18 protein-coding genes are annotated in these 17,182 nt (G+C 61.6%); 12 read left to right on the top strand and 6 right to left on the bottom strand.

Annotated elements, in window-relative coordinates:
• Positions 1–39: 39 nt before the first annotated feature.
• On the bottom strand, positions 40–630 hold the full coding sequence (locus tag NE851_RS17765) for an NUDIX domain-containing protein (RefSeq protein WP_097542985.1): 591 nt from the start codon (positions 628–630) through the stop codon (positions 40–42).
• Entirely contained in the window at positions 627–2,831 is a 2,205-nt protein-coding gene (locus NE851_RS17760; protein ID WP_097542984.1) for a molybdopterin oxidoreductase family protein, read from the bottom strand. The genes NE851_RS17765 and NE851_RS17760 overlap by 4 nt, the downstream gene beginning before the upstream one ends.
• A 16-nt stretch (positions 2,832–2,847) precedes the next feature.
• Between NE851_RS17760 and NE851_RS17755 the strand changes: the two genes are divergently transcribed.
• Both NE851_RS17755 and NE851_RS17750 read left to right on the top strand, forming a co-directional pair.
• Positions 2,848–3,720: a 23S rRNA (adenine(2030)-N(6))-methyltransferase RlmJ gene (locus tag NE851_RS17755; protein WP_025570213.1), complete on the top strand. Its 873-nt coding sequence runs from the start codon at positions 2,848–2,850 to the stop codon at positions 3,718–3,720.
• Between the two features lie 153 nt (positions 3,721–3,873).
• Positions 3,874–4,470: a glutathione S-transferase gene (locus NE851_RS17750; RefSeq protein WP_047616355.1), complete on the top strand. Its 597-nt coding sequence runs from the start codon at positions 3,874–3,876 to the stop codon at positions 4,468–4,470.
• Positions 4,471–4,569: 99 nt separating this feature from the next.
• Here NE851_RS17750 and NE851_RS17745 read toward each other — a convergent pair whose 3' ends face one another.
• Positions 4,570–5,205 (bottom strand): outer membrane protein, encoded by a 636-nt coding sequence (locus tag NE851_RS17745; RefSeq protein WP_025570209.1) that lies wholly within the window; start codon positions 5,203–5,205, stop codon positions 4,570–4,572.
• Between the two features lie 365 nt (positions 5,206–5,570).
• Between NE851_RS17745 and NE851_RS17740 the strand changes: the two genes are divergently transcribed.
• The 5 genes from NE851_RS17740 to NE851_RS17720 all read left to right on the top strand — a co-directional run bounded on the left by NE851_RS17740 (position 5,571) and on the right by NE851_RS17720 (position 9,982).
• Positions 5,571–6,338 carry an SDR family oxidoreductase gene (locus NE851_RS17740; protein ID WP_097542983.1) on the top strand — a complete coding sequence of 256 codons (768 nt, stop codon included), beginning with the start codon at positions 5,571–5,573 and terminating at the stop codon, positions 6,336–6,338.
• Positions 6,335–8,377 (top strand): excinuclease ABC subunit UvrC, encoded by a 2,043-nt coding sequence (gene uvrC / locus NE851_RS17735; protein WP_097542982.1) that lies wholly within the window; start codon positions 6,335–6,337, stop codon positions 8,375–8,377. The genes NE851_RS17740 and uvrC overlap by 4 nt, the downstream gene beginning before the upstream one ends.
• A gap of 215 nt (positions 8,378–8,592) precedes the next feature.
• On the top strand, positions 8,593–9,183 hold the full coding sequence (pgsA, locus tag NE851_RS17730) for a CDP-diacylglycerol--glycerol-3-phosphate 3-phosphatidyltransferase (RefSeq protein WP_003574129.1): 591 nt from the start codon (positions 8,593–8,595) through the stop codon (positions 9,181–9,183).
• Positions 9,180–9,434, top strand: coding sequence for a molybdopterin converting factor subunit 1 (moaD, locus tag NE851_RS17725; RefSeq protein WP_025570203.1), 255 nt, complete (start codon positions 9,180–9,182; stop codon positions 9,432–9,434). The genes pgsA and moaD overlap by 4 nt, the downstream gene beginning before the upstream one ends.
• Before the next feature lie 86 nt (positions 9,435–9,520).
• Positions 9,521–9,982 (top strand): molybdenum cofactor biosynthesis protein MoaE, encoded by a 462-nt coding sequence (locus tag NE851_RS17720; RefSeq protein WP_025570201.1) that lies wholly within the window; start codon positions 9,521–9,523, stop codon positions 9,980–9,982.
• On the opposite strand, the gene NE851_RS17715 is transcribed toward NE851_RS17720, so the two are convergent.
• Positions 9,983–10,879, bottom strand: a complete 897-nt coding sequence (locus NE851_RS17715; protein ID WP_047616348.1) for a branched-chain amino acid ABC transporter permease — start codon at positions 10,877–10,879, stop codon at positions 9,983–9,985. It abuts the gene before it with no gap.
• Positions 10,880–10,944: 65 nt separating this feature from the next.
• On the opposite strand from NE851_RS17715, the gene NE851_RS17710 reads away from it, so the two are divergent.
• Together NE851_RS17710 and NE851_RS17705 are read left to right on the top strand one after the other, a co-directional pair.
• A complete protein-coding gene (locus NE851_RS17710) occupies positions 10,945–11,490 on the top strand; it encodes a CGNR zinc finger domain-containing protein (RefSeq protein WP_047616346.1) in 546 nt (181 codons plus the stop codon).
• A complete protein-coding gene (locus NE851_RS17705; RefSeq protein WP_047616345.1) occupies positions 11,487–11,987 on the top strand; it encodes a hypothetical protein in 501 nt (166 codons plus the stop codon). Before NE851_RS17710 ends, NE851_RS17705 begins: the two co-directional genes overlap by 4 nt.
• A gap of 88 nt (positions 11,988–12,075) precedes the next feature.
• Here NE851_RS17705 and ndk read toward each other — a convergent pair whose 3' ends face one another.
• Both ndk and NE851_RS17695 read right to left on the bottom strand, forming a co-directional pair.
• Positions 12,076–12,498, bottom strand: a complete 423-nt coding sequence (ndk, locus tag NE851_RS17700; protein WP_004680549.1) for a nucleoside-diphosphate kinase — start codon at positions 12,496–12,498, stop codon at positions 12,076–12,078.
• A gap of 81 nt (positions 12,499–12,579) precedes the next feature.
• Positions 12,580–13,269: a glutathione S-transferase family protein gene (locus NE851_RS17695; protein ID WP_047616341.1), complete on the bottom strand. Its 690-nt coding sequence runs from the start codon at positions 13,267–13,269 to the stop codon at positions 12,580–12,582.
• Between the two features lie 139 nt (positions 13,270–13,408).
• Between NE851_RS17695 and NE851_RS17690 the strand changes: the two genes are divergently transcribed.
• The 3 genes from NE851_RS17690 to NE851_RS17680 all read left to right on the top strand — a co-directional run bounded on the left by NE851_RS17690 (position 13,409) and on the right by NE851_RS17680 (position 17,129).
• On the top strand, positions 13,409–13,918 hold the full coding sequence (locus NE851_RS17690; protein WP_047616339.1) for a DinB family protein: 510 nt from the start codon (positions 13,409–13,411) through the stop codon (positions 13,916–13,918).
• Positions 13,919–14,125: 207 nt separating this feature from the next.
• Complete coding sequence (locus tag NE851_RS17685; protein ID WP_097542981.1) at positions 14,126–15,175, top strand: GGDEF domain-containing protein; 1,050 nt, start codon at positions 14,126–14,128, stop codon at positions 15,173–15,175.
• 70 nt (positions 15,176–15,245) lie between these two features.
• Positions 15,246–17,129, top strand: coding sequence for an ABC-F family ATP-binding cassette domain-containing protein (locus NE851_RS17680; RefSeq protein WP_097543048.1), 1,884 nt, complete (start codon positions 15,246–15,248; stop codon positions 17,127–17,129).
• The last annotated feature ends 53 nt before the right edge of the window (positions 17,130–17,182 follow it).

Genomic DNA, 17,182 nt, shown 5'->3' with positions numbered 1-17,182 from the left:
AAAGTAACTTGACGAACCAGGTCTCGATCGCCTTACCCGCTAACGAAGTTTGCCCCTGTTCAACAGCGCCCATTGCAAGAGCACGATCGTCTTGGCGTCGAAGATCTCGCCAGTTTCGATCATTGCCGCGGCGGCGTCGAGCGGGACTTCGAGAACCTCGATATCCTCGTGCTCTTCGTCCAGGCCGCCGCCTTCCGCCACGCGGTCGGCGGTGTCGATGAGGGCTGCGAAGAAGTGGACGACCTCGGTGACGGCGCCCGGCGAGGTATAGGATTTGAACAGGAAGCGCGCGTCGCGCAGGCGATAGCCGGTCTCCTCCATCGCCTCGCGGCGGATCGCCGCCTCGGGATGATCATCATCGAGAAGGCCGGCCGGCACCTCGATTGTCCAGGCGGGATCGCCGTTGAGATGAACAGGGAGGCGGAACTGGCGGACGAGCACGACAAGGTCGCGCTTGGGATCATAAAGCAGGATGCAGGCGGCGGGCGTGCGGTGATAGACTTCCCGCTTCAACCGCTGGGTTGCGCCCTTGCGGTCGATATAATCGAGCAGGTAGCTGGCGAGCCGCGTCCACCCATTCGACAGAGTTTGCTCGCCGGCGATCTTCACGCGTGATGTCGGCTGCATCATGCTGCGTCCCTGCGAAGCCAGACCTTGTTGTCGTGCACGGCCGCCCCGCCATAGGGTGCGACGGGATCGGCGCCGGTCAAGACATTGATGCCCTCGCCATCGACATGCGCCTTGTTCGGCCAAAGCCCCTCGGCGATCAGCACGCCGGATTTCACTTCGGTGGTGATGCGGGCGTGGATGCGCAGATCGCCGCGGCTGTTGCCAATGCGAACGAGATCGCCATGGGCGATGCCATTGGCTTCGGCGTCGGCGGGATTGATCATCACCTCGGGGCGCCCTTCCTTTTGGCGAGAGGTCTTGGTCTCGGAGAAGCTCGAATTCAGGAAGTTGCGGGCGGGCGACGTGGCCAGCCGGAAAGGATGCTCGGGATCGGCGACTTCGATGACATCGACCTGATCAGGGAAGGCCGGAAGCTCGGCATGCGGCCCGAGCACCCCGATGGCGGCCGGCGGCTTGTTCGGCGCCGGCTGATTGATCCAGTCCGGGCGAAAGTGGAACTTGCCATCCGGATGGGCAAAGCCGTTCAGATAATGCGCCTCCTCGAAGGCGGGCTGGCGATCGAACCATTTGTGTTCGAGGAAATGCTCATAATCCGGCAGGCCGCTCGATTCGAGGATGCGGTCGACCATCTCGCGGGCGGTGAAGCCGAAGCCGGGACGATCGGCGACGCCGAGGCGTTTGGCCAGTTCCTCGATGACGAAGAGATTGGTGCGCACGGTCGGCGGCGGCTCGACCAGCTTCGGCCCCAGCAGGATATGGTTCTGGCCGCCGGCCCGGTAGATATCGTCATGCTCGACGAACATCGTCGCCGGAATGACGATATCGGCGATCTCAGCCGTTTCGGTCATGAACTGCTCGTGGACGGCGACGAAGAGGTCGTTGCGGGCAAAGCCGCGCCTGACGAGGCGCTGCTCGGGGGCGATGTTGGCGGGATTGGTGTTCTGGATCAGCATCGCCGTCACCGGGCCGCGATGACGGAGCGCCACCGCATCACCGGTCAGCACCCGGCCGATCTGCGACTGGTCGAGCATGCGGATATCGGCATCCTTCATCGACCGGCCGGTCAGTTCGGCGCTGTTCATGCGGAAAATATCGCTGTTCGAATGGAAGGCGCCGCCGCCTTCATATTGCCAGGAGCCGAGAACGGTGGCGATCGAGGCGGCCGCATGCATGGCGACCGCGCCGTTGCGCTGGCGGGTGAAGCCATAGCCGAGGCGGAAGAAGGTCTTCTTCGTGATGCCGACGAGGCTGGCGAAGGCTTCGATCTCCTCGACCGAGAGGCCGGTGATGGCGGCGGCCCATTGCGGCGTCCTGGTTTTCAGATGCGCTTCGAGACCCTCGGGATCGTCGGCATACCGCGCCATGTAATCACGGTCGGCATGGCCGTCGCGGAAGGCGATGTGCATGACAGCGCAGGCGAGTGCTGCATCGGTACCCGGCCTGACGATCAGCGCCATGTCGGCCTGCTTCATCGTCGGATTGTCGTAAATGTCGATGACGACGATCTTTGCGCCGCGCTCCTTGCGCGACTTGATGGCGTGGGTCATCACATTGACCTGCGTCGAGACCGCGTTGGTGCCCCAGATGACGACGCAATCGGTGCTGCCCATCTCGCGCGGATCGGGACCACGCAGCGTGCCGGTGGCCATGGTGAAGCCGGTCCAGGCGGGGTTGGTGCAGATCGAGGAGAAGAAGCCGGAGTAACGCTTGGCATGACGCAGACGATCGATCGAATCGCGCTGCACCCAGCCCATGGTGCCAGCGTAGAAATAGGGCCAGATCGCCTCGCTGCCGTCCCTCGCCTCGGCCTTCACAAAGGCTTCGGCGATCTCATCCAGCGCATCGTCCCAGGAAATCTGCTGCCACTGCCCTGCCCCCTTGGCGCCGGCGCGGCGCAAGGGATGCATCAGGCGGTCGGGATGGTAGAGCCGCTCGGCATAACGGGCGACCTTGGCGCAGATGACGCCTGACGTGTAGGAATGGTCATTGGCGCCGCGCACACGGCCGATGCGGCCATCCTCTGATATATCGACCTCCAGCGCACAGGTGGAGGGACAGTCATGCGGACAGGCGGTGTGGCCCACCCTGTTGGCCGGCTTTTCTGATTTGGCGTGGATGGGGGTCGCAATGTTCATGGCATTTGTATATTCCAAGGCTTGCACGGCCAAAAGCCACAAAAGCTCGCCATGACGCGAATTCATACGGACATCAGCGAAAATGAACTACCGCCATATCTACCACGCGGGCAACTTTGCCGATGTGCTGAAACATGCCGTGCTGGCGCGGCTGATCCGCTACATGCAGAAGAAGGATGGGGCGTTCCGCGTGCTCGACACGCATGCCGGCATCGGCCTCTACGACCTCTCCTCCGAGGAAACGCAGAAAACCGGCGAATGGCTCGAGGGCATCGGCAAGCTGATGGAGGCCGAGCTCGGACCTCAGGTTTCCGAACTGCTTGAGCCCTACCTCTGGGCAATCCGCGAACTCAACCCAGAGGGCGGCATCCGCTTCTATCCTGGATCGCCGAAACTTGCGCGCATGCTGTTCCGCCCGCAGGACCGGCTGTCGGCCATGGAACTGCACCCCGAGGACTTTATCAGGCTGCACCGGCTGTTCGAGGGCGATCACCATGCCCGCATCACCGAGCTCGACGGCTGGCTGGCGCTCGGCGCGCATCTTCCGCCGAAGGAGAAGCGCGGCATCGTGCTCGTCGATCCGCCCTTCGAGGAAGAGGATGAATATCAGCGTCTGGCCGAAGGGTTGGAAAAGGCCTATCGGCGTTTTCCCGGCGGCACCTATTGCCTGTGGTATCCACTGAAGAAGGGCGCGCCGATCAAGGAATTCCACGAGAGCCTGCAGGCGCTCGACATCCCGAAAATGCTCTGCGCCGAACTCGTGGTTCGCAGCGACCGCGGCACTACCGGATTGACGGGCTCAGGCCTCGTCATCGTCAACCCGCCCTTCACGCTGAAGGACGAGTTGCACCAATTGCTGCCCGCATTGAAGGACCATCTGGCGCAGGATCGTTTCGCCTCGCACCGCGCCTTCTGGCTGCGCGGCGAGAACAAGGCCATAAAGGACGATAGCTAACTACAGCACCGCGCGTCTTTTCAGACGCGCAAAGACGCCGTAGCACTTTGAATTTGCGCATAATCCTTTCCGAAAATCGATTTCGATTTTCGGGGTTATGCGCTAGCTTCGCGGATAGTCCGCGCCGCAATCCACAATCTCATCAGGTGTCCCATGAAGCTCCTTTGTTCGCCCGCCTCGCCCTATTCCAACAAGGTGCGGATGGCCGCGCATTTTCTGGAGCTGGAGTTGAACGCCATCCGGGTCGACACCAATACCGGACCGGCGATCCTGGTGGATAACAATCCGCTCGGCAAGATTCCGACGCTTCTGACCGATGACGGGCTTTCGATCTATGACAGCGTGGCGATCATGCATTATTTCGACCGGCTGACGAAGGGTGGGCTCTACCCCTCCAAGAAGGGCAAGCGCACGGATGCGGAAATCCTCGAGGCGCTCTGCGACGGCATCTGCGACTGCCTGCTGGCGATCGTCTATGAGCGGCGCTTCCGCGACGAGGAAAAGGTTCACCAGCCGTGGATCGACCGGCAATGGAAGAAGGCGACGAGCGGGCTCGCGCATCTGAGCGCCAATCCGCCGAAGCTCGGCAAGAAGCTCAGCGGCGGGCATTTCGCCCTGGCCGCGACGCTCGATTATCTTGAACTGCGCTTCAAGGACCAGTGGGAGGCCGATCATGCGCCGCTCACCGACTGGCTGCGGCAGTTCGGCAAGAAATTCCCTGCCCATAACGAGCTCAAGTCCCAGGGCTGAGTGTGCTCAAAGCGCACGGCTGAACGACCGGACCAACAAGCGCACAGCAAAAAGCCGGGCGATGAGCCCGGCTTTTCATGCTTGAACGGTTTGTCCGGCTTAGAACTTGACGCCGATACCGAGCTTGACGCTGTTCTCGTCGTAACCGCGCGAGAAGCTGCCGGAGTCGAGGTCGTAGTCCTTGCTCTGGTAGTCGGTGTAGCGATATTCCAGGCGCGTCGTGATGTTGTTGGTCACGAAGGCTTCGACGCCGGCGCCGACCGTATAGCCGAAGTTCGTCTTGCTTTCGTCCGAGGTGTCGTCGGAAACCTTGACGTCGCCGATCGCCAGACCGGCCGTGCCGTAGAGCAGGAAGGGGTTCATGTCGTAGCCGACGCGGCCACGGACGGAGCCGTTCCAGCCATACTTGTTCTTGACGCCGCCCGAGGAGACGTCGTCGCCGCTGTAGCCGAGGTCGGATTCAACGCCGTAGACGATCTGGCCCGCCTGCCAGTTGTAGCCGGTGAAGACCTGGCCGCCGAAACCATAGGTGTGGCGGTCGGAACCGAAGTCACCCATGTTGTAGGTGCCGGCGCCGCCGAGATAAAAGCCTTCCCAGTTTCCTGCCGGCTTGACCGGAGCGTCCTGGGCAACCGGCGCTTCCGGAACCTGGTCGACGGCATCGGCCGCCTGAGCTGCCGAGACGCCCGCAATTGCAAAAACGGAGGCCATGAGGCCAGCAATGAGTACACGCATACTTAGTCTCCTTTCAGTCCCGCGCCGCTTGTCATCTGTCTATCAGTGAAGCATTGGCGGGATATTGCCAGATGTCCCTTCCGGATCGAGACTGAAATTGGAACTCAAATGCGGATTTGAAAGAGCCAAATTGTGATATCATTGTGGCAGCCGCATGGCTGAAATTCGATGTTGCTTTGACGCAACATACACTTCATTAACCCTACCGAAGAGTTAAACTTGAAATACTTATTTTAGTAAATCGCATTCTTAAATAATACATAGAATATCTCGCTCGGGGACGCAACCGCAACGGCCTATTTATATAATCTCCGCCGGCCCCTATATAGTCTGCAGGCAGACTCGCGGGATCAGAAAGCAAGATTTTGAACGACGAAAGACTTCGCACGGCCCTTATAACAGGGTCAGCTAAGAGAATAGGACGGGCAATCGCCGAAGACCTTGCTGCAAATGGCTTTTCCGTCGCGATCCACGCGAACGGCTCCATTGGTGAAGCCGAAGAGCTGGTGGCGGAATTGCGGCGGAAGGGATATCGGGCAGCCGCCTTGCAGGCCGACCTGACCGATATCGGCGAAACCGGCGCGTTGGTCGCGAAGGCGTCGGAAGCACTCGGGCCGCTCGATCTGCTCGTCAACAATGCGTCGGTCTTCCAGCATGATTCAGCGCGTAGTTTCAATGCCGCCACCTGGGCATTGCACTTCGACCTGCATGTACGTGCGCCCTCTATCCTTGCGGCGGCCTTCGCGCAGCAGATGCCCGCTGCGGCATCGGGGCTGATCGTCAATATCATCGACCAGCGGGTTTGGGCGCTGAGGCCCAGCTTCTATTCCTATACCCTCTCCAAATCCGCTCTGTGGACGGCGACGCAGACGCTTGCACAGGCATTGGCGCCACGCATCCGCGTCAATGCCATCGGCCCCGGCCCCTCGATGCCGAGCGAGCGGCAGGCGATGGAGGACTTCCAAGCGCAGATCTCAGCCCTTATCTTGCAGCGAGGGCCGGCGCTGAAGGAATTCGGACAAACGATTCGCTTCCTTTACGACACGCCCTCGATCACCGGCCAGATGATTGCCCTCGACGGCGGCCAGCACCTCGCCTGGCAGACGCCCGATGTGGCGGAGATTACGGAATGAACGGACGAAAGCTGCCGGATGGCGGCGTTCTCTACGACGAGACGGATGAGAACGAAGACGATATCGAGGTGGAAGGCGATGTTTCCCCCGCCGCTCCGCTTGCCGCAGCCGTCGACTGGAATGCCGGCAGCCTCAATGAAACCGGGCTCATCGGCGCGGAACTGATCGGTGAATTCGTCAAGCGGCTGCCGAACAGCCCGGGCGTCTACCGCATGTTCAATGCCGAGGGCGACGTGCTTTATGTCGGCAAGGCGCGCAGCCTGAAGAAGCGCGTCGGCAATTACGCCGTCGGCCGCGTGCATTCCAACCGCATCGCCCAGATGGTGCGCCAGACGGCGAACATGGAATTCGTGACGACGCGCACGGAAACCGAAGCGCTGCTTCTGGAAGCGAATCTGATCAAACGCTTGCGGCCGCGCTTTAACGTATTGCTGCGCGACGACAAGTCCTTCCCCTACATCCTCATCACCGGCGACCACCGGGCGCCTGCGATTTTCAAGCATCGCGGTGCGAGAGCGCGAAAGGGCGACTATTTCGGACCTTTCGCTTCGGCCGGCGCTGTCGGGCGGACGATCAATTCGCTGCAGCGCGCCTTCCTGATTCGCACCTGCACCGACAGCGTCTTCGAAACGCGGACGCGACCCTGCCTGCTCTACCAGATCAAGCGCTGTTCCGGGCCCTGCACGCATGAGGTCAGCGACGAGGGTTATGGCGAACTGGTGCAGGAGGCGAAGGACTTCCTGTCCGGCAAGAGCCAGAAGGTGAAGTCGCATATGGCCGAGGCCATGAACCAGGCGGCCGAGGACCTCGATTTCGAGCGGGCGGCGATCTATCGTGATCGCCTGGCGGCACTTTCGCATGTGCAGAGCCACCAGGGCATCAATCCGGCCGGCGTCGAAGAGGCTGATGTTTTCGCCATCCACCATGAGGGCGGCGTTTCCTGCATCCAGGTGTTCTTCTTCCGCACCGGACAGAACTGGGGCAATCGCGCCTATTTCCCAAAGGCCGATCCGCAGCTTTCGAGCGCCGAAGTGCTGAACTCCTTCATGGCGCAGTTCTACGACGACAAGCCGGTGCCGAAGCAGATCATGCTGTCGGAAACGGTCGAGGAGTTGGAACTGCTCGCTGCCGCACTCAGCGAAAAGGCCGGCCACAAGGTTTCCATCCTCGTGCCGCAGCGCGGCGAGAAGCGCGATCTGGTCGATCATGTCGTCGGCAATGCACGCGAGGCGCATGGGAGAAAGCTCGCCGAAACGGCGTCGCAGTCGCGGCTGCTCGAGGGTTTCAAGGAAACGTTCGGGCTTTCCCATGCGCCGCAGCGCATCGAGATCTACGACAACTCGCATATCATGGGCACCAATGCCGTCGGCGGCATGGTGGTCGCGGGGCCGGAAGGCTTCGTCAAGAACCAGTACCGCAAGTTCAACATCAAATCGACCGACATCACGCCCGGAGACGACTTCGGCATGATGAAGGAGGTGATGACACGGCGTTTCTCGCGGTTGATCAAGGAGGAAGGCATTCCAGACCGGACGGTGCAGGCGGCCACACCCGACGCCGCCGACATGCCCTTCCCCACCTGGCCCGATGTGATCCTGATCGACGGCGGCCAGGGGCAAATGACGGCGGTGCGCGCCATCCTTGCCGAACTCGGCATCACCGACAGCGTCACGGCGATCGGCATCGCCAAGGGCGTCGACCGCGACGCCGGGCGCGAACGTTTCTTTCCGCCGGGGCGCGAGAGCTTCACGCTGCCGCCGCGCGATCCGGTGCTCTACTTCATCCAGCGCCTGCGCGACGAAGCGCATCGTTTCGCGATCGGCTCACACCGGGCGCGGCGCAAGAAGGAAATGATCAAGAACCCGCTCGACGAGATCGGCGGCATCGGCCCATCGCGCAAACGGGCGCTGCTCCAGCATTTCGGCACGGCGAAGGCGGTTTCGCGCGCCGCCCTGTCCGACCTGATGGCGGTGGAAGGCATATCGGAAGCGGTCGCCAAGCAGGTCTATAATCATTTCCACGACGACGCCGCGAAATAACCGGCCTCCGTCGCAAATTCCACGCAAAGGCGGTGAAAAGACAGAAAGAATGTTGACGGTCCGCGGCCAAAGCCGTCATCTACCGCATCGGCCCGAAAATCGGACTCGATTTTCGGAAAGCACGATGCGCAGGTTCAAAATGTTACAGCGTCCTTTGCGCGCCTCAGAAAGACGCGCGGCGCTGTAACGGCGCATCAATTCAGAGAAACGATCCCATGGCATCGCGTGCGTACAGCATTCCCAATCTTCTGACCTACGGCCGCATCCTCGCCGTGCCGCTGATCGTTCTCTGCTTCTTCATCGAGGGCAGGCTGTCGATCAGCAACACGGCGCGCTGGGTGGCGCTGTGGATCTTCGTCATCGCTTCACTCACCGATTTCCTCGACGGCTATCTCGCACGCATCTGGAACCAGACGTCGAATATCGGCCGCATGCTCGATCCGATCGCCGACAAGCTGCTGGTCGCCTCGATCTTGCTGCTGGTCGCGGCCGACCAGACGATTGCCGGCTGGTCGATCTGGGCGGCGATCACCATTCTTTGCCGCGAGATCCTGGTGTCGGGACTGCGCGAATATCTGGCGGCGCTGAAGGTCAGCGTACCGGTGACACGGATCGCCAAATGGAAGACGACGCTGCAGCTCGTCGCCATCGCCTTCCTGCTCGCCGGCCCGGCCGGTGACGAGATCTTCCCCTATACGACGCAGACCGGCATTGCGCTGCTGTGGATCGCCGCACTGCTGACCATCTATACTGGCTATGATTATTTCCGCGCCGGGCTGAAACATATCGTGGATGACGAGGAATGACGCGGCTTGTCTATTTCGCATGGGTGCGCGAGCGCATCGGCAAGGGCGAGGAGGAGATCGACCTCCCCTCCTCCGTCGTCACCGTCGCCGATCTTCTGAATCATTTGAAGACGCTCGGCGAAGAATATGAGACCGCACTTCAATATCCCGAGGTGATCCGCGTGGCGCTCGACATGGAGCATGTCGAGCATGACGAACCGATCGGCGCCGCACGGGAGATCGGGATATTTCCGCCGATGACCGGGGGATGAAGCGGTGATGGTGGTGTCGTATCGATACCCCGCTCCGCCCTCTCCATACCTCCCGCTACGGCATCAAAACAGTCGGGGATGTTATCATGACCGTTACCCCCACCATCCGCGTTCAACACGAAGACTTCGACCTGCAGACCGAGGTCGATCTGCTCTCCAAAGATAAAGCCGGTATCGGCGCCGTCGTCACTTTTTCCGGTCTCTGCCGCGATGAAAGCGGTACGCTGGCGGCCCTCGAACTGGAGCATTATCCCGGCATGGCGGAGGCGGAGATACGGCGCATCGGCGATCTTGCCATAACGCGTTTCGGACTTCTCGGCCTGACCGCCATCCACCGCTACGGCAAGATCGCGGCCGGCGAGAATATCGTCCTGGTCGTCGCAGCCGCACCGCACCGGCAGGCGGCGTTCGACGGCGCCAATTTCGTCATGGATTTCCTGAAGACCGCCGCCCCCTTCTGGAAGAAGGAACATGGCAAGGATGGCGCTACGGGCAACTGGGTCGCGGCGAAAGACGCCGACGATACGGCGCGCGACAAGTGGAAATGATCAGAGCACGACGCGCTCCCTGCGGCTCATGACCAGGAGCAGGACGAGCAGCGAGAAGATGACGAGATCCCGCCAGACGAAGGGGCCGTAGGCGCCCCACAAAGTTTCGACGACGGCAAGCCCGGCAGCGCCACCGGCCGAGCGCAGCGGATCGGAGTAGCCGCCGACGGCAGCGATCAGCAGCACCTTCAGCCCGAACATCAGGCCGGCGCCAAAATCCATCGAGCCGTAATAGAAGGTGGCGAGGATGCCGCAGAGGGTGGCGACGAGGGCCGCGGCAGCATAGGCGCCGAGAAAGACGCGATCGGCGCTGGTGCCGCAGAGTTCGGCGGCCAACGGATCGTCGGTGACGGCGCGCCAGACGCGGCCCCAAGCCGTACGTCTGAGGATCAGCGCACCCACCGCGACGATGGCGCACATCAGCGCGGTGTCGATCAGCTGGATATAGGTGAGCGTCACCTTGAACAGGCCGTCGCTCCAGAAGACGACCGTGTCGTTCAGGAACGGCGGCAGCCAGATGCCGTGGCTATTGGCGGCAAGCCGGGCTGTCTCCATCAGCACGATCATCATGCCGAGGGCGGCGACGATGACCGTATTCGGCGATTTGCTGACCAGCGGCAGCATGATCGAGCGGCCGATCCAGAGGCCCGCCGCCAGCGAATAGACGATGGAAGCGCCGGCGCCGATGGCAAGAGCCGCCGGCAGCACCAGCCAGAACCTGACATAGGCGAGTTCGGTGAAGAGCAGCAGAATCTGGCCGGCGAAGGCAAAGATCGCCCCATAGGTGATGTCGGCCCGCTTCGTCACGCCGAAGGCCACGGCATAACCGAAGGCGAGTGCGGCATAGAGGGCAGCGAGCGGAACCGCATTCGCCAGCTGCTGCAGAAGATAGGCCATTCCAGACACTCCGCGTCCGCAAAATTATAACTGGTAAAACCTATTTCACTAGTTATAATTTCAGCATGAGCTTTTCCTGGACCCCTCACCGCTTTGCCGGCGGCGCACTGGCGCTCGATGTCGCCAACAGCGTCGTTCTGCGCCACGATGCCACGCGGCGGATCGATCGCTTCGCAGTCAGCGATCAGATGCGGAGTTTTCCGCGCGCCGCCGCCGAATTCTGCGCCGAACGCGCCCTCTTCGGCGACATCGCGCCGGTGGCGGCGGAAAACGAGGCGGATTTCATCGCGCTGCGGGAAGAGATCGACCTCTATTTCCGCAAGCGTATACTCGATGGCGGCAACGACCAACTGCTGGCCGGGCTGTTGGAAGCCTTGGCGAAGACATTGCGCGACCCAAGCCCCGCCAGCCTGGCCTCGGCTACTGCCCATTCGGTGCTACGGCTGATCGCCATGCCGGATCCGGAGCGGATGAAGATCTGCGGAAATTGCGGCTGGCTGTTCATCGATCGCAGCAAGAACCGGAGCCGGGCCTGGTGCGACATGGCGGTCTGCGGCAACCGCGCCAAGGCCAATCGGCACTATCGCCGCAAGAAGGAGGAGACGCCATGAGGAATTATTGGATCGTGATGGCGGTCACTGTCGGGCTGCTGTCCGCCTGCCAGCGCCAGGCGGAAAACCTGGTCGAGGTCACCGGCCATCTCTTCGTCTTCAACTATCGGGTGGCGAGCGCCACCTACCTGCTGACGCTGAAGAAGACAGGACCCATTCCCGACGGTTCGGTGATCATCGCCGAATTCGAAAATCCTGAAGGTGGCGATCCGCTGGTACTGAATCAGAAGATCTACCCGATCGACGACAAGATCGCGCTGCAGAGCGAGAACCTGCACTGCGTGCGCAAGGACCGCCCCTATTCCGTGAGTGTCCGGCTGGTCGACAAGGACGGCAAGGTGCTGCAGAAATTGAAAACGCAGTTCCGTTCCGACCTCGACCAGACCGTCCTGCCGAGCAAACCGCTCGTTATCGGCGCGCTTTATGAAAAGAACCCTGAGGTCTTCAAGCCTGACGGCAGCGTCGATTTCTCCAATACCGATAAATGCCCGGCATAGAAACAAGGGCACATAGAAAAAGCCGGAGCAGAGCCCCGGCTTACAAGAGTCAATTCAAGGTGTTCGGCACGAATGCCGACGTAAGGCCTCAGCCGACGATTTCGGTGTCGGAGAACCAGTACTTGATTTCCTGGGCGGCCGTTTCCGGAGCATCCGAGCCGTGAACGGAGTTTTCGCCGATCGAGAGGGCGTGAACCTTGCGGATCGTGCCTTCGTCAGCGTTTGCTGGGTTGGTCGCGCCCATGATCTCGCGGTTCTTAAGGATCGCGCCTTCGCCTTCCAGCACCTGGACGACGGTCGGGCCGGAGGTCATGCCTTCGACCAGTTCGCCGAAGAAGGGACGGTCCTTGTGAACGGCGTAGAAGCCTTCGGCTTCGCGACGGCTCATCCAGACGCGCTTGGAGGCGACGACGCGCAGACCGGCATCTTCGAGCATCTTGGTGATGGCGCCCGTCAGGTTGCGCTTGGTTGCATCCGGCTTGATCATCGAGAAGGTGCGTTCAATCGCCATAGTCAAATCCTCTGTTTTCTCGGGAAAAGTGGGCGGTCTTTACCCGCCCCAACGCCCGAAAACAAGGGGTCGGCGGCAATTTCACGCCGCTGTCACAGTCCTGCCGCGGCTTTGGTGAAGATCGAGGCAGCATTCGAACCAGCCCATGACCGGATCGGCGGCGGCCAGCATGGCGAGACCGGCGGAGACACGCAGCCATTGCAGCGCGCCGAAGACGATATAGTCGGCAAACAGCGGCGTCTGCCCGCCGATGAAGGGCTGGAACTTCAGCATGTGGCGGAGCGGCTCCAGCTTGGCGCCGAAGGAAGCCTTCTCCGCTTCGCTATCGGCGGCAACCACTTCCAGCGGCTTGCCCAGCCTGCCCTCACGGCTTTCGCGGAAATAGGCCTTGTCGCCCTCGTCGAGGTTCGCGTGGATATCGAGAAGGGCAATGCGCATGATCGCCGGATGGATGATCATCTGCGAATAGCCTTCGACCATGCGCGACAGCGCCTTGCCGCCCTCGCCGCCAAACAACGACGGCCGCTCGGGATAGGCCTCCTCCAGATAGAGGGCGATGTCGAAACTATCGGGGATCAGCCGGCCGTTGTCATCGAGCACCGGCACGGTCGGCGACACGCCGCCGCCGATCGCGCGGATGCGGGCGTAGGTCGTCGGAATCTCCTCGAAATCGAGCCCCTTATGGGCGAGCGCCATCACCGCCTTCCAACAATGGGGCGAAAAGAAGCGCCGTTCGTCGGCACCGCAGAGGGAATAGAGGGCTCTGGTCATGACAGTCCTTTCGAGATCACGGCTGCATCCATTCCACGACAGAAAGCGCCGGCGATCAAATCAGGAAATTTCATGGGCATATCACTGCGATTTCGGGGAAACCGGGCTAGACTGCAGCGACCAATCCGGGAGGGAGTGAATGCTCAGACATTACAGGATGTTCGCCGCCTATAATCGCTGGGCCAACACGCAAGTCTACGCGGCCGCGGCCGAACTCAGCGATGCAGACTTCCGCAGCAATCGCGGCGCTTTCTTCGGCTCGCTCCATCGTACGCTCAATCATCTGCTCGTCGCCGACCGAATATGGATGAAGCGCTTCACCGGCGCCGGCGAAGCGCCGACGACACTCGATGCCGTGCTCTTCGAGGATCTGGATACGCTGGCCGCCGCCCGCAAGGCAGAGGATGAGCGGATCATTGCCTGGACGGGAATGCTGGACGAGAAAACCCTCGCCGGCGACTTCACTTATGTCACGGTGGTACAGCCGGTCGAGATCACCCAACCTCTGTCGGCAGCGGTCGCGCATTTCTTCAACCACCAGACCCATCATCGCGGCCAGTGCCATATGACGCTGACGGCACTCGGCAAGCCGAGTCTCACGCTGGATCTCATCTACTTCCTGCGCAACGAGGGCCGCGAGTGGATGTAAGATCCGATCCAAATTAAAAGCGAGGACATGATGTCATCCAAAACCGCTCGCACTTTCGGCATCATGCTCCGGCGATCAACACTGAATTAACCGCCTTTGCCGGTTCCGCCGCCGATCCATAGCTTTCCGATTGAAAATTCAGCCTCTTTTAAAAGCTTGCGGGCATAGCGGGATGTGAGAGATGTGGCCGGGCTGCGAGGGATCGTCATGCAGAATGCAAGCGCAAACGCACTGGTGCCGCGCGAGACCGCGCGTCCGGCGCCGATGGCGGATATTCAGAAGATTGCCCAGCACATGGCGCGCCTCAACGTTGCCGCGCTGCCGCGCAACTATGAACTCTTCCATGAAGCGATCGTCGGGCTCAATGCCGGCCTTGCGCAGGATATCGCAGCACTCGGGCCGCAACCGCAGCAGCCGATGCTCGACGAACTCGGCCTGAAATACCGCCTCGTCGGCCATTGCGGACTGGCGGGGGAGACCTCACGCAACGAGGCGAGCCGGATGCTGCGCGAGGTGGCGGAAAGGCTTGCCGAAGGGCTGAAGCACAAGAACGCCTTTGCCCGCGCCTGCGGGACGATCCTGAAATCCGTTTCCGGCAACGACGACCAGAGCCTTGCCGCCTTTCTCGGCGAGATCGACTATCTCACCGCCTCGCTGACGACAGTGCTGTCGGCGGAGATGGAAATCGGCGTCAGGCTGCAGGATGACATCAGGGTGCTGGAAACGCTGGAACGCGGCATTTCGGCGATGCAATCGGCCACTGTGGCCGACAGGATCACCGGGCTTCCGAACCGCATCGCGCTGAACCGGACGATATCAGATCTCTACGCGCGCGAAGAGGGTGCCGCCGGCAGCGCGCTGATCATGGTCGATATCGACAATTTCAGCGATCTCAACGACAGATACGGGACCCAGGCGGGCAACAAGCTTCTGAAGAAGCTCGCCGGCCTCTTCCGCAAATGCGTCAAGAAGAACGATTTCATCGCCCGCACCGAGGCCGACGAATTCGCCCTGCTGTTTTCCCATGTCGGCATGCAGGATGCGATCACGATCGCCGAGCGCCTGCGCACCTCCGTCGAGGACAATCTCGTCTTCGCGACATCCGACAAGGCCGATCCCGGCCGGCTCACCATTTCGATCGGCGTGGCGCTCAGCACTGATGCGGCAACGCCCGGGCAGTTGCAGGCCAATGCCCGTGTGGCGCTTCTCGCCGCGCAGTCGAACCCCCGACAACCGGTGCAGGCTTTCGGCCGCTGAGGCGTACAAGTCTCTTGCGGCAGGCAAAGCACTCTTGCCTTGGCGAGCGCTTTCGGCCAAAACGCCGGCCATGATCACGCTCACCGACATTTCCGCCCGCATTGCAGGCCGCCTGCTTCTCGACAATGCCAGCATTTCGCTGCCTTCGGGCACGAAGGCAGGGCTGGTCGGGCGCAACGGCGCCGGCAAGTCCACGCTGTTTCGCGTCATAACAGGCGATCTCGGCTCGGAGACCGGATCGGTGTCGATCCCGAAGGCCGCACGCATCGGCCAGGTGGCGCAGGAAGCACCGGCGACCGAAGACGCGCTGATCGAGATCGTGCTTGCCGCCGACAAGGAACGCACGGCCCTGGTGACCGAGGCGGAGACGGCGACCGATCCGCACCGCATCGCCGAAATCCAGATGCGTCTCGTCGATATCGACGCGCATTCGGCCGAGGCGCGCGCAGCGAGCATTCTTGCCGGCCTCGGTTTCGACCAGGCGGCGCAGGCCCGCCCCGCCTCCTCCTTCTCCGGCGGCTGGCGCATGCGCGTCGCCCTTGCCGCCGTGCTGTTTTCCGAGCCGGATCTGCTGCTGCTCGACGAGCCGACCAACTATCTCGACCTCGAAGGCACGCTGTGGCTGGAAGATTATGTCCGCCGCTATCCGCACACCGTCATCATCATCAGCCACGATCGCGACCTCCTGAACAATGCGGTCAATGCGATCGTCCATCTCGACCAGAAGAAGCTGACCTTCTATCGCGGCGGCTACGACCAGTTCGAGCGGCAGAAGGCCGAAGCCGACGAGCTGCAGACCAAGGCGAAGGCCAAGAACGACGCGGCCCGCAAACATCTGCAGAGCTTCATCGATCGCTTCAAGGCCAAGGCCTCCAAGGCCCGCCAGGCGCAGTCACGCGTCAAGGCGCTCGAGCGCATGGGAACGGTTGCCGCGGTAATCGAGGATCATGTCCAGCCGATCACCTTTCCCGAGCCGGAAAAGCAGCCGGCCTCGCCGATCGTCGCGATCCAGAGCGGCGCCGTCGGCTACGAGCCCGGCAATCCGATCCTGAAGAACCTCAATCTGCGCATCGACAATGACGATCGCATCGCCCTGCTCGGCTCGAACGGCAACGGCAAATCGACCTTTGCCAAATTCATCTCAGGAAGACTTGCACCCGAGAGCGGCGAAGTGAAGCTGGCGCCGAGCCTGAAGATCGGCTTCTTCGCGCAGCACCAGCTCGACGACCTCATTCCCGAGCAGTCACCGGTGGAACATGTGCGCCGGCTGATGCCCGGTGCGCCTGAGGCCAAGGTGCGCGCCCGCGTCGCCCAGATGGGGCTTGCGACCGAGAAGATGGCAACGGCCGCCAAGGATCTTTCCGGTGGCGAAAAGGCCCGGTTGCTGATGGGGCTTGCCGCCTTCCATGCGCCCAATCTGCTGATCCTCGACGAGCCGACCAACCACCTCGACATCGACAGCCGCCGCGCGCTGATCGAGGCGCTGAACGATTACGAAGGCGCCGTCATCCTGATCTCGCACGATCGCCATCTGATCGAGGCGACGGTCGACCGGCTGTGGCTGGTCAACGGCGGTACGGTGACGGCCTTCGAAGGCGATATGGACGAGTATCGCGACCTCATCGTCACATCCGGTAAAAAAAAAGAAGAAAAGCCGCAGCTAACTGAAGAGGCGACGTCGAAGGCCGACCAGCGCAAGCTCAATGCCGAACGTCGCGCCTCGCTGACCCCACTCAAGAAAAAGATCAACGAAATCGAATCCTTGACGGCGAAACTGGAGAAACAGATTCAGGCGCTTGACGCGGAACTTGCAGATCCCGCCCTTTATGAAAAGACACCGGCCAAGGCCGCCGAGAAGGCAAAACAGCGCGGCGAAGCGGCGGCAAAACTGGCTGCCGCCGAGGAAGACTGGCTGATGCTTTCGGCCGAATACGAAGAAGCGATGGCGGGATAGCCATAGGCCTTAGAACAGGATGTCGTCCGAAAACCGCGCACACTTTTCGGCAT

The sequence above is a fragment of the Rhizobium anhuiense bv. trifolii genome (genome assembly GCF_024346605.1).
Classification (GTDB): domain Bacteria; phylum Pseudomonadota; class Alphaproteobacteria; order Rhizobiales; family Rhizobiaceae; genus Rhizobium; species Rhizobium anhuiense.
Note: the sequence above shows the minus strand (reverse complement) of the source record. Positions and strands in the feature narration are given on the sequence as shown.